Below are 13,065 nucleotides of genomic sequence, written 5' to 3' on the forward strand. Positions count from 1 at the left end.
ATCGCACATCTCCGGGCCGCACCCGCGGATTCGGCGATACTTGCGGTGCGATTTATCGCACATCTCCGGGCCGCTCCGATGTGCTTGGGAGCTTTCGTGCTGCTAGGTCACGATTACCTGCAAGTCCGGCAGTTCCTCCTCGGCTTCGCGGAGCACCTGCAGCACACGCTCGCACGCCTCGCTGCCTAACTGTTGACAGGTGGCCTCATAATCGAGCCAGCGAAGCGTCAGAGGCAAGGCGATATATCCGGTCAACGCGTCCCATAGCGCATCGAGATTGGCGCCGTAGTGGTCCGGCAGCTCCAGCAGCTCGGCCAATCGAGCGTGCAGCGCAGCATCATCGGCGATCTTAGCGCCATCCAGTATGATCTCCCTCATCATGCGCTCTCCTCTCATTCGATCTGCTCGAAGGTTTTGTAGTGGTCCAGCGTCACATAGATCAGACCGTCGTTGGAGTAGACGACCCGCTCAGCGCCTCGATGACCGCCCTCATAGCCAATATCGGCTTCGTACCATACTCTGCCCTTGCGGTCCGGGAGAAGGCCTTCGCGATTGCCGAAGCGATCGCCCCCGATACTCATCCCCGGCGCTACCTCGTGCAGATTGCCCTGCTGTGGGTCCCAGCCCAGCTCTCTCGCCTCCCGCTTGGTGAGATAATAATCCGGAAGTTCGCCATGGGACTTGATATAATCAGCCAATGCCGTATATTCCGCGAGGAGGGAGGTTTCCCCATCACTGGCACCGTCGACGGCACCATTACCGCCGCCGGCCTCCTCATCCGTCGCTCCTTGCTGGTTGTCCTCCCTGTCGACGGGGCTCTCGCTGGACGTACCTTCATCGTCATCCGCTCGCTGCTCCGCTCCTTCCTGGCCATGCTGCGATGCAGCCCCCGACGTCTCCGTCTGCGTGGCGCTCGACGATTCGGGCTGCGGCTCATTGAGGAGCCCGCACCCCGTGAGCAACGCCAACACCAGCACGAGCAGCGCCATCGGTCGCCAGCTTGAGCGCAGGGCGGTCCGCATAGATGTCTTTAACCAACTTGTCATTTGTCTAACTCCTTTGTTGCTTTTAGCTCGCCGCCTCGAATCGAGTGGAATGCTTGATCGCGAGCGGCCTGTTATTTATTATCTTCTGACTCCGACGCGAGCGGCTACTCGCTGTCGGGCATCTCCTCCGCGTCGCGCTTGAAGCGACGGCTGTACGCCTCCGGCGTCGTCCCGATGATCGACCGGAAGTCGTGGATGAAGTGGGACTGATCGTAGTACCCAAGCTCGAGCGCCAGCTCCGTCCAGTCGCGACATGTCCCGTCCTCCAGACGCTCGGCCGCATCCTGCAGCCGGTAGAGCTGGATGACCCACTTGGGCGTCACGCCGACATAGCGATGGAACAACCGTTGCAGCTTGCGGCTATTCAGTGCCGCCGACTGACCGAGCTGCTCGACCCGGGTGATGGCGCGATCCGCATGGATGCGCTCGACCAGCTGCTGGACGAGCGCGACCTGAGGATCGACCGTCGTCTGCGCTTGCAGCAGCAGGCGGTCAGCCGCCTCAACCCTGACAGCCGTCTCCTCCGAGCCGGCCAACGCTTCGCCAAAAGCCGTCACCGCTTCGCGGTCGAACACCTCCTCCAGCAGCAAGGCACGGTCAGCCAAGTACGCGACGGGACGTCGTATATACGGATAGAAGCCCCCCGGCTTGAACTTGACACCGAACACGACGCCTCGCCCGCTGAGCCGCTTCGTATACTTGCTGCTGGCCGGTCCGTAGATTGCGCTGCGCTCGCTCTCGACGATGAGGTTGACGCACGGGTTGGGCACGACCTGCTGATCGAACGTTTGCCCGTGCGCCAGCTCCCAGCGCACGACCCAATAGTGCAACACCAGCTGGCGCAGCGCAGGGGCGGGCTCGTGGCGAGTCAGCTCGAACGGGCTGCTGTCGCCGCGCAGCCCGAGTACGCCCATCGCCGGTATTGAAGGTTGATGCTGCATGAGGACCATCCTTTCAGTCGCCATTTATCTCAGCTTGATATGGCTCAACTTGTCCGGATTGCGGACGATATAGACTCGCCGGATCCGATTATTCCATATCTCTATACTGATGACCGCATCGCCGAGCCCGTCTGCGCTGGCGACCAGCACGCCTGGTCTGCCATTGACGAGGATCGGGCGGGCTGTAGTCGTTTCGTCCAGCCTTTTGGCGAGGCCAGACAGGAACGCCGCCACATGCTGCGGGGTCGAGATGGGCCGCGTGGCAGCCGCCACCTTGCCTCCTCCATCGCTCTGTGCGGCGATATCCTCATGCATCAGGGCGATCAGACCGTCCAGATCGCCCGAGGTCGCCGCGCGCATGAAGCGATGCAGCAGCTCCGAAGCCTCGGAGACCGTCCCCTCCTCCGGTTGCACGCCGTTGATTTTTTGGCGCAGTCGACTGTAGATTTTGCGACAGCCGAGCTCTGTCTTGCCCAAGATCTCGCCCACCTCGCTGTAGGCAAATCCAAACGCCTCCCGCAGGATAAAGACGGCTCGCTCCACTGGCGTCAGATGATCAAGCATGACCATTACAGCGTAAGAGATGGAATCCTCAAGCTCCATCGTCTGCAGCGGATCGTCTCGACCCTGGCCGGGCAGCTCTCGCACCAGCGGCTCCGGAAGCCAGGGCCCTACATACAGCTCCCGCTTGCGACGAGCCGACTTCAACACATCCAGGCAGCGATTGGTGACAATTTTGCACAGATACGGCTTCCACTGGTGCTCCTCCGCGCGATCATCGTCGCTTGCGTGCTTCATAGTCAAGGTTACAAAAACATCCTGCACGACGTCCTCCGCGTCGCTCACCGAGCCTAACATCCGGTAGGCGATCGAGAGGAGCAGCGGCCGGTACATCGTATAAGCCGAGCTTAACATAGCGCCTCCTATCTCTGGCTGTTGCGGCTGCCTGATCCCGACGAATCGCCTGCCATATGGCTGGCTATGATGGACGCAGCGGCCTCCCTCGCACTGACGAGCGAAGCCGTCGCCAGCATGCCGTCCCCGACCCAATCTCCCGCCACATACAAGCCCGGTCGCCCGGCCACCGTCGCCTCAGGTCTGTCTACGCCATCAGCCAATGGCTCGGACAAGCGATGCGTCACCAGCATCCGCGGCAAATACCGCCGCTCCAGCACATGCGCCCGCCATCCCGGCTGGATCTCGTCGAGAAACGCTTCGAGCTCCTCCTGCTCCCCGCCTACGGAAGGCGGGGTTCCAGGCGAAAGATACTTCATGACATGCACAACCTGATGATCCAGCGTATCCGAAAAAGAGGAGACGGCTGAATGGTTGGCAAAATACCAGGGCTGATCCATCCCAAGCGCAAAATTCGTCCGCGGCTTGGGCAGCCGGTCCATGATGAGGTCCAAGCAAGCGGCGTACACTGACACGAGTCTATCGTATCGCGAGGCCTCCGTCTGTGCAAGCGGCGGGTCGAGCAACTTCAGCCAGGCCTGGGGGCCGATGGTTGACAGGACATGCGCGGCGTGGAGCATCTCCCCGTCCTTGAGCGCGACGCTCAGCTCTGGGGCCTCCCCCTGTATCTTCGCTACGGCTGCCCCGTTGCGGATGACGACGCCGGCGGCTACAGCTCTTCTCGCGAGCTGATCGACCAGCGTCTCCCACCCTCCACTCACATAGACGACGCCCTCCCGCAGCTTCGCCAGAGCTGCTCCGGCGCTCATCCGCTCAGGCGCATCGCTATAGGTCGCGAGTCGGATGAGCGCCAGCACGATCCGCCGGATGCGCAGAGAAGAGATCGTATCCGTCAGATAACGCTCTACCGAGACGGCTCCGAGCGTCGCCGGATCGACCTGACGGGATTGGATGAGGAAACGGACAAGCTGGATTTTCTCCGGCCATGCGAGCCACTTGCCTAGCAACAGCTGTACAAGCGGGAGCTGCTGCAACGGCTCTCCCTGCGTGCCTGCGACGAACTGAATCGTCGGCTTGGGCGAGCCTCCACGGACCTCGATGCCCTCTTCCTGCAGCAACCGGATGGCGCTGGTCGATAGGCCGCGCGCCCCGGGATTGACCGGTATGCCCAGCAAAGGCGGGCTGGCAGCCCGCCCTCCCGGTCGTATCGAGCGCTCCAGGAGCAAGGTAGTCAGGTTGGCCTTGGCCATGCGCTGCGCCGCCAACAAGCCGGCGATGCCTGCGCCGATAATAATAACGTCCCAACGCGTATGGGGGGTTGTGGTCAAGTCGATCGCATCCTCTCTTAATCGGTCATACACCTACAACGAATGAGCGTCGTATTGTGTGACCGATCTGAGAGACATTATTGCTTTGCCCGATACTGTCCCGGCGTCTGATGCTCCAGCTTTTTGAATACCCGCATCATCGTCTGAAGGTTCGAGTAGCCCGATTTCTCGGCAATCTGCGTCAAGGTCATGTCGGTGTTTTCTCGCAACAACTCCTTGACCCGTTCGATCCGACGGGCATTGATGACCTCGAGCACGCCAGTTCCCTTGTGTTGCTTGTAGACCTGGGACAGATGGGAGATCGACAGATGCACATGGTCGGCCAGCTGCTGCACGCTCAAGGAAGGGTCCGTGTAATGCAGCTCGATATAGCGATCTACAACCTCTAGCTTTTGCTCTGTGGACGGCTCCTTCTCGTCGTAGCGGGTGATCATCGCCTCGATGATGCGCATGATCTCGAGCTTCAGGCTCTGTATAGTCGAAGCGCCCAGCAGCCGCTGCACCGGGTTCATATCGAGATAGAATTGCTCCTCGAGCGGCGTTTTTTTGATCTCGATCGCGTTGAGCACCAGATTGATCAGCCCGAACATCCTGCACTGCAACAGCTGTATCGAAGCGCCGTCCGTATATTCGTAATAGCCGGTAATAACCTCCAGCTTCGTCTTGGCCATCTCATAGTTGCGTTCCATCATATAGGACATGAAGTCCTGCTCGGCCCGGATGATATCCATATGATGCCATGCCGGGGGCAGCTGCGTATAGCTCTCGTCAAAAGGGATAACCCCGCTCTTGCCGGTCATCCTCGCATAGTCCCGCGATTCCCGGGCTTGCAGATAAGAAGAGGCCAGCGTGGACGAGGCATAGCTTAAGCGACTAAGCGCGAGCTGCAGATCGACATCAAAGTAGCGCTTGATGCTTGCTCGCGTCTGCTCAAGTATCGTCGTGATGTAGCGGGCCGTCGTCGTATCGTCGATCGTATCGGACCATATGACGCCCGTAATATCGACATATTTCCAGAAATAGCAAGCGTATTGCGCGCCCAACAGCTCCTTGCCGATGTTGTTGAGGCAGAGCAACAATATATTTTCCTGTTCCTGCGCCGACAGGTCTGCCAGCTTGGCGCCGATCGCTTCCACATGGACGACGCACACCATCCCTTGCCGGAAGGGACGGGCGAAGTTTTCCTGGAACAGCGGCTGCTCCTTCTCTGGCTTCGCATGCTCACGCAGCATATCTGTGAATTTCTGGTTGAGCAAAAGCTCCTGATCTTGCTTTAGCAAGGACGTTAAACGGGTATTGTTGGCTACAACCGTCTGGATCGTTTCCTGGAGATCTTGGAAAATATCCCGATTATGTTGCAAGGCTACATTGCGGCTGAGCGTCAGCACTGGTCGATACCGCCTGCGCGTCTCGTAGTAGACGATGCATGCAGCCAAAATAACGCTAATGCCCAGATAGCCGTACAGCACGAGCCGGAGGTCATACACTTCCTTCAAGTACTGGTCGATCGGCGCAACCGAGATGTACTCCCAGTTGGCCTCTGTCATATGCTGGCTGGTAACGACGGTATTGTCGATATAATTTTCACCCGGATCGAGCTCGCCGTAGCCGTAAGCCGCAGGCGGCGGATGGCCAGAGGCGGCGATCAGCTCGCCGTCTGACGCGATAATATAACTGTAGCTGTCGCTAGTGGCAGGCACGCTGAATAACAACTCGGCCAGATCGTCGACATCCAGCTCGACGATGGCGAGACTGGCTGCCTCGCGCTGGCCGTTGCGGGAGAGCGGACTGAGGAAGTATACCCGATCCTGCAAGACGGCGAAGCCGCTCGTCGTCTGTCGCGACGCAAAATCGGCCCAAGCCCTTCGCTTCAGGCCGAATTGCCGTTCCGTGAATGTATCGGTATCGTCCGCCTTCAGTTGGTAAGCGCTTATAAAACAGTCGCAGCCCGCAAAATAGACGTAGCTATCGCGCACATTGCCATACAAATACAGGCCTCGCAGCTCCTCGCGCGCCTGATGCAGATTATAATAGTCGACATTGTCGAGCGGCTTCGTAATAAAGGAAGCGGAAAGCAGCCGGTCATTGAAAGCAAGCGCCGAGACATCCTTTTTGATATCGAGCAGCTTCAGATCGATCAAGCCCTTCGTCTGCTCCGCCGCTTGCCGCTGGGCCATGACGACGGTTTTCTCGGTCGTGTGCAGAGCGATCAGATACAGGAGCAGGCCGATAACGATAAAGATCAGGATGACGCACATCGAGCTTACGAACCATTTGCGAAAGGTGTGTTCAGCAAAAAACAAATTTTTACGCAGCAACTTCATCCGAACATGCGCCCCTTTGTCATCATCAAGCTGTCATCCTGCGCCTGCGTATCCGCATGACAAGACCATAGCCGGCCATAACTGCCGCCAAGGGCAGCATGTATACCCGGAACATCGCCTCATAGCCGCTGTTGTCCACGATGTCTCCGGCGATGACCGGGGCCGAGGCTTGCCCCAGATCGGCGCCGATATAAAAGGTGCTCGTCGCTGCGCCGCGCCGCTCGGGCGGCACTGCATGCATGACGGCTGCCTGCAGCGCGGGCTGCACCGCGCCGACGCCGATCGCCTTGAGCACGGCAGCGACGGCGAAGATCGTCGCAGCATGGTAGGCGCTCGCCCCGCTGAGCAGCAGGAGCGCCAGCGCTACGCAAGCGAGACCGGGGTACAAGACGTAGGAGAAGCCCTTGCGATCGACCAGCTTGCCGCAGAACATACGGGTCAGCAGCAGCGTAACGGCGCTTAGCGTAAAGTACCAGCCGGCGTTCGCGAGACCCAGCTCCAGTCCATACAAGGCAATATAGCTGGTCTCGATGCCATTGGCCGAGGACAAGGCAAACGAGATGATGCTGAACAGCAGCGCTTGCTTGACGAAAAAATCGCCCCATCGCCATTGCAGTCGCTTCGGTCGATCCGCTCTCTCCTCGCCGGCATCCGGCAGGAATAGCAATGAAATCAAAGACACTATAACACACAATGATGCAAAAAAGAACATGAGCCGCGGACCTGTAGCATGGGCTAGCGCCAGACCCGCGCCCGGCCCGAGCGCCATCGCCAACGTCTGCCCCATGCCAAAGTAGCCCAGACCTTCCCCCATTCGTTCCCTCGGGATAGACGACGCCACAAGCGCCATCGTCACGGTCGTCGTGATGCTGAAGGAGACGCCGTGCAGCAGCCTCACGATCAGATAGGCGACGTCCGAGACGGCTGCGCCGTAGGCGGCGATACACAGACCATTAAGCGTCAGGAAGATCAGCAACAGCTTGCGGGAGCTGAATTGATCGCAGATCCAGCCGCTGAAGGGGCGGATCAGCATCGCCGCCAAGGGCATCGCCCCGATCAATGCGCCCGCCGTCGCAACCGTCATCCCCCGTTCGGTCAGATAGACCGACAAGGTCGTAGAGATCATATAAAAGCTGATATTCAACACGGCATTCATCAAGAAAATGGCGGTATACCGTCGATTCCAGATCCGCGTCATGACCGGAATACTTGGGTCGAGCACCAGGTCATCATGTCAGGAAGGATGCGGCCCCAGAAGCTCCAGTCATGTCCGCCCGCCTGCTGATGCCACTCTCCCGCAAGTCCCAGCTCTCCCGTCACATAGTCATAGGTGCGCCGCGCCGTCTCGAAGGCCAGATCCTCGGTGCCGCATGCGACGAACAGCTTGGGCAGCGGTGTGCCCCGGAGGACGGCCTGCTCGGCCAGATGAGAGATATCATGCTCGGTGCCCCTTAGCTCCTCTGCGATCGTCGTGCGGAACAGCTTGCGATGCACATCCTCCTGGAAGCCGCCAGGCGGGGGATTGCCGAGATCGAGGAAGTTGCCCGCCGACAGCACCGCCATCCCGGCATATCGCTCCGGGTGTGTGAAGCCGAATTTGTAAGCGCCATGCCCTCCCATCGACAGTCCGGCCACGACCTGATCCTCCGGCGCCGAGCTGATCGGCAGCATCCGCCCGAGTAGCTCCGGCAGCTCAAGAGCGATATGATCATAGTAGCGGCCGAGCGGGCCATTGGCATAGAAGCTCAGGTCGGCCGACGGCATGACAACGGCGATGCCATACTCCTCGGCGTACAGCTCGACGGCCGTATTCCTCCACCATCCGCTATGATTGTCGCAGGCCCCGTGGAGCAGCCAGAGGACGGGATACGGCGCGGATGGCGCGCTGCGCTCCGGGACGATGACCGCTACCTCTGTCTGGCGCGTCAGCATCTGTGAGTACAAGTCGATTTGCATAAATGCCACTTGCCGATCACCTCTTTAGTTGGATTGGACAGACAAGGAGCTCAGGAACACCTGAATCCACTTGTCCCAGAATGGCCACTGATGTCCTGCTTGCTCGGTATGAAACTCATATCGGTATGGATTGCCGGGCAGCCCCATAAAATGCTGCCGCAAGGCGAGCCCGACCTCAAAGCCATGATCCTCCGTACCGACCGCATGGAAAATACGCGGCAGCTTTTTGCCTGCCTTGATATTCTCGAGCGACTGGTGCAACACGTCGTACTTCGTCCCCCTTAGCTCGTCGGGATCATCGACGCCCAGATGGATCTGGGGCAGACTCGGCGCGCCGTCGCCGCTGGGCGGCGGCGGGTACCCCGCGATCGTACGCAGATGCTCCAGCGGGATGACCGAGCTCGTCGAGAGCACGCAGACCGCCTCATACTGCTCGGGGTACATCATCGCCAGTTGCAGCGCACCGCCGCCTCCCATCGACAAGCCGCCGATATAGGAGTGCTCCCGCTGCAGCGACGTCTGCGGAAAAAAGCGGCGGATCGTCTGAGGCAGCTCGAGCGCGATATAATCGCCATACGCCGGTCCCCACGCCATGTTCAGCCAGCGGCTCGGACCGGCGGCCGGCATGACGACTGCGAGATTATGTGCTTGCGCATATCGCTCGATGCCCGTCTCGGTCAGCCACGTCATGCTGTTGCCGCTGCCGCCATGCAGCAGGTACAAGACCGGGACAGGCGTTGTAGCCTTGTCGGGCATGACTACGGTCAGTCGGGTTTGCAGATTCAGCGCCTTCGAGTAGGTAAACATCGTAATCCGTGCCATGAGCAACGGCCTCCTATCCTTTGATGGCGCCGATCATGACGCCTTTGGCAAAATACTTCTGAATAAACGGATACACGCACAAAATCGGCAGCGTGCTGACGATCACCGTGCAGTACTTGATCAACGACTTGTAAATGCTGATCGCCGCATTGGCGCCGCCGGAGGTCATGTTCGTATTGCCGTCGATCAGAATCTCCCGCAGGATAATCTGTAAGGGGAACTTGGCCCGGTCGGCCAGATAAAGCGAAGCCGGGAACCAGGAATTCCAGTGCATAACGGCAATGAACAGTACAATGACGGCAATCGACGCCTTGGATACAGGCAGGATGATCCGCAGGAAAATCTGAATCTCGTTGGCTCCGTCGAGCTTCGCCGACTCCTCGAGCGCCGCAGGCACGCCCTGGAACGCCGAACGCAATATAATGAGATGGAACACATTGATCGCTGCCGGCAGCAGCAGCGCCCAGGCGCTGTTGTACAGCCCCAGCTTCAAAATCAGAATATAATTGGGTATCATCCCGCCGTTGAACAGCATCGTAAACACGATGAGCAGCATCAGCGTATTGGCCGGCATAAAATAACGGCGCGACAGCGTGTAGGCGCCAAGGGCCGTCATCGAGATGCCGAGCGCGGTGCCCCCGACTACATACAACATCGTATTAAGGTAGCTCTTCCAGATCGACGGATTGGCAAACACAATCTCATAACCTTTAAAGGTCAAGTCGCCGACCGGAAAAAACAGCAGCGATCGGCTGGCGTTCAACTCCACTGGCGATGAAAGCGATGCTGCCAGCGTGTGCCACATCGGGGCCAGACAGAGCAACGCGATCACCCCGAGCAGCACATAATTAAAGCCGAGAAACAGTCGCCGGCCGACGTTTTTTTCAGAACTCAACGCTTACACCCCCTAGAACAGTCTCGTTTCCGAATATTTCTTGCTCACATAGTTGGCGCTGACGATCAGGATCAGACCGATCACGGAGTTGAACAGGCCGACAGCAGTGCTGTACCCGTAATTATGGCTCAGGATGCCCTGCCTGTAGATAAAGGTAGAGATGACGTCGGCTGTCTCATAGACGGCGCTGTTGTAGAGCAGCAATACCTTCTCAAAGTTCACGTTGAGCATCTGGCCGAGATTCAGAATGAGCATAATGATGATCGTCGACGATATGCCGGGGATCGTCACATGGATACATTGCTTCCAATAGCCTGCGCCGTCAATCTTGGCCGCTTCGTATTGCTCGGAATCGACGCGCGACAAGGCAGCCAGATAGATGATGCTGCTATAGCCCATGAACTGCCAGATGTTCGTCGATACAAAGATCGTCCGGAACATCTCGGGCAAGCTGAGCAGGTTATCCGACCTGCCGAGCAGGGTCGTGATCGGTCCGCTAGACGACGTAAAATCATGAATCAGACCGGCTATAATCGCCGTCGACAGGAAATAGGGCAGGTAGCTGATCGTCTGCACGGCGCGTTTGAACAAGCGGCTGCGGATCTCGTTGAGCAATAGCGCCAGGATGATCGGCGCCGGAAAGCCGAAGAGCAGATCGAGCAGGCTCAGAGCCAGCGTATTGCGCAGCACCCGGACGAAGTTCGGACTCTGAAAAAAATCAATAAAGTTCTGCAAGCCTACCCACTCGCTGCCGAAAATTCCCGTCTTGGGCGAGTAATCCTGGAAAGCCATCATAACTCCGGCCATCGGCACATAATGGAAAACGATAAAATAGAGGACAACCGGCAACGTCATCCAGTAAATCATCGTATGGCGCTTGTAGTTCATCACCAATGCTCTCATAGGCTTATGCTCCTTATTAACGCGCGTTGTAACGGTCCAGCGCCGCCTGGTATACCGCCATCGCCTCTTCGATCTTCATGCTGCGCACTCTCTCCACGAAGGCGTCGTACTTGTCGAACTTCTCGATGCCCATAATAAATTTGATCTGCATCTCTTCGACGTAGTCGATAATATTCGTCATGACCGAGTTGTACACCTTGGACTCCTCGTCGTTCAGCGTCAGGGAGGAGCTGATGATATAGGCGTTGTCGTTCAGCGAATCGTACAACTGGGCCTGCTCGAGCAGCCACGGATCGGTAACCGTGCGGTCGCTGACGATGACGGCCGGCGAATCGGCGATCGAGGTAATCATGTCAATCGGCGCAAAGCCGTCTTCGTTGGCGTACACCTTGGCGTTGAAGCTCATCTTGACCTCTTCATCGACGTCATAATAGCTGGCGTCCGGACCATAGTTGCTGACCAATATCACTTCCGGCGAGTAGAACAGGTCCGCCCATTGCAGCGCGACATCCAGATACTGTGTCTTGGAGCTGATCTGCATGCCCGAGCGGACGAGACTCGCCTGTGTGCCGACATGGATTTTGTCGCCCTTGTTCACAACCGGATGCGGGACGGCGATATAGTCGACGTTTTTGTCTGGCGTCAGCTCGCGGATGACGTTGACGATCGAGATCGGCGCCACCATCGAGCCCGTGCGCGGGTCAGGATAGGCCGAGAATTCGGCATTAAGCGAATTCAGCGACAGGAAGTCCTGGTCGATCAGCCCTTCGGCGTACCATTTGTTCATCATCTCCAGATAGGTTTTGAAGCCCGGCTCGAGCGGCGCATAGCGGATCTTGCCGTCAACCTGGTAGAAGGGCTGAACGGAGCCGCCGTAGTTCATATAGCCAAAGCCAAGTCCGCCGGTGAACATATTCAGCTTGGGAAAGCCGTCGCTATTGAGCAGATAAGGCTTCTCGATGCCTGCTCCCTTAAAGGCGGTCAGCACCTCGTACCATTCGTCATACGTCTGGGGCGCTTCCATGTCAACCTTGTCGAGCATATCCTTGCGCATCAGGATGCCGTACCAGGTCGAGTCCGGGATGTCATCCTGCATGAAGCGGGATAACGATGCCATCTGACCCTCGTCGGAGTAGCTCTCGATCTGCCGGATCTGGCTTCGTTCGAGCTCTCTCTTATAGTTGGGCAGCTTGTCGAGATGCTGCGCGACATCGATGACGACGCCGTCCTTGAGCAGGCCGTAAGCCCCGGTAGGATAGACCAGTCCCGCGTCGAAAAACAAGTCCGGGTATTCGCCCGAGCTGACGAGCATCGCGAGGTTATCCCCTTCGGTCCCGCTGACTGGCGTGATCCATTCGATATGGACGCCGGTCTGCTCCTCCATCCAGCGATTGAACAGCGTATCGTTCCAGCTCTCCATAAGCGTGCCGATCGAGGTGTGCGTCGGCCGCCATGCTTTCAAGGTGACGCTCTTCCCTTCAGGAACGAGGCGGCGCAGTCCTGTCCCGCTCTCGCCTGCTTCGAGATGCTGCTGCAGCTCCTCCTGCGTCACCTTCGATGTCGTCGCATCGCTGCTGCACGCGGATGATAGCGTTGTCAATAATAAACTGCCGACGGCCAATGTTGACCATGCCATACGTCTTTGCTTCTTTTTCATGCTTGCTGCTCCCCGCTTTCGTTTGGTTGTTGACTCCGAACGTTCGCCTTCAGTGTAGCTTATCGGGAGTCGGTTGGTACATCCGCAGTATTTCTTTCCGAATTCTCATTTTTTAAGACCAGGCCGATTGGCGGAATCCCTTGCGCCGCAGCGGTTTTCAGAGGATTGTCCAACAGGAGCGATAGTCATTTTTTTAGGGAGAACTCCCATTTTTTCAGCGCCAAATCTCCTAACAAGAGGAGGGACGCCAACGTTGAAAAGCTGTCCTTGTCCCTATT

At 58.1% G+C, this 13,065-nt stretch carries 11 protein-coding genes and 1 pseudogene; all 12 read right to left on the reverse strand.

What is annotated here, in order from left to right; genetic code table 11:
* Nucleotides 1-102: 102 nt before the first annotated feature.
* Nucleotides 103-378, reverse strand: coding sequence for a barstar family protein (locus tag PA598K_RS11740; RefSeq protein ID WP_128657145.1), 276 nt, complete (start codon nt 376-378; stop codon nt 103-105).
* Between the two features lie 14 nt (nt 379-392).
* Nucleotides 393-695, reverse strand: a pseudogene (locus PA598K_RS11745) (ribonuclease domain-containing protein); the annotation flags it as partial.
* Nucleotides 696-1,150: 455 nt separating this feature from the next.
* Nucleotides 1,151-1,987, reverse strand: a complete 837-nt coding sequence (locus PA598K_RS11750) for a helix-turn-helix domain-containing protein (RefSeq protein WP_128657146.1) — start codon at nt 1,985-1,987, stop codon at nt 1,151-1,153.
* A gap of 24 nt (nt 1,988-2,011) precedes the next feature.
* Nucleotides 2,012-2,902 carry an RNA polymerase sigma-70 factor gene (locus PA598K_RS11755; protein WP_128657147.1) on the reverse strand — a complete coding sequence of 297 codons (891 nt, stop codon included), beginning with the start codon at nt 2,900-2,902 and terminating at the stop codon, nt 2,012-2,014.
* 8 nt (nt 2,903-2,910) lie between these two features.
* Nucleotides 2,911-4,230, reverse strand: a complete 1,320-nt coding sequence (locus PA598K_RS11760; RefSeq protein WP_185601855.1) for a phytoene desaturase family protein — start codon at nt 4,228-4,230, stop codon at nt 2,911-2,913.
* Between the two features lie 77 nt (nt 4,231-4,307).
* Complete coding sequence (locus PA598K_RS11765; RefSeq protein WP_128657149.1) at nt 4,308-6,554, reverse strand: AraC family transcriptional regulator; 2,247 nt, start codon at nt 6,552-6,554, stop codon at nt 4,308-4,310.
* A 25-nt stretch (nt 6,555-6,579) separates the two neighbouring features.
* The gene (locus PA598K_RS11770; protein WP_221414124.1) at nt 6,580-7,752 is read right to left on the reverse strand and encodes an MFS transporter; all 1,173 of its coding nucleotides are present in this window, start codon (nt 7,750-7,752) and stop codon (nt 6,580-6,582) included.
* The gene (locus PA598K_RS11775) at nt 7,749-8,510 is read right to left on the reverse strand and encodes an alpha/beta hydrolase (RefSeq protein ID WP_260405372.1); all 762 of its coding nucleotides are present in this window, start codon (nt 8,508-8,510) and stop codon (nt 7,749-7,751) included. The genes PA598K_RS11770 and PA598K_RS11775 overlap by 4 nt, the downstream gene beginning before the upstream one ends.
* Nucleotides 8,511-8,534: 24 nt before the next feature.
* Entirely contained in the window at nt 8,535-9,332 is a 798-nt protein-coding gene (locus PA598K_RS11780) for an alpha/beta hydrolase (RefSeq protein WP_128657152.1), read from the reverse strand.
* A gap of 13 nt (nt 9,333-9,345) precedes the next feature.
* On the reverse strand, nt 9,346-10,227 hold the full coding sequence (locus PA598K_RS11785; RefSeq protein WP_260405366.1) for a carbohydrate ABC transporter permease: 882 nt from the start codon (nt 10,225-10,227) through the stop codon (nt 9,346-9,348).
* A gap of 12 nt (nt 10,228-10,239) precedes the next feature.
* The gene (locus tag PA598K_RS11790; RefSeq protein ID WP_128657153.1) at nt 10,240-11,130 is read right to left on the reverse strand and encodes an ABC transporter permease; all 891 of its coding nucleotides are present in this window, start codon (nt 11,128-11,130) and stop codon (nt 10,240-10,242) included.
* A 16-nt stretch (nt 11,131-11,146) separates the two neighbouring features.
* Nucleotides 11,147-12,787 (reverse strand): extracellular solute-binding protein, encoded by a 1,641-nt coding sequence (locus PA598K_RS11795; protein WP_128657154.1) that lies wholly within the window; start codon nt 12,785-12,787, stop codon nt 11,147-11,149.
* Nucleotides 12,788-13,065: the final 278 nt, after the last annotated feature.

Origin of the sequence: Paenibacillus sp. 598K, assembly GCF_003851045.1 — a bacterium.
In the GTDB taxonomy this organism is placed as follows: Bacteria; Bacillota; Bacilli; order Paenibacillales; family Paenibacillaceae; genus Paenibacillus_D.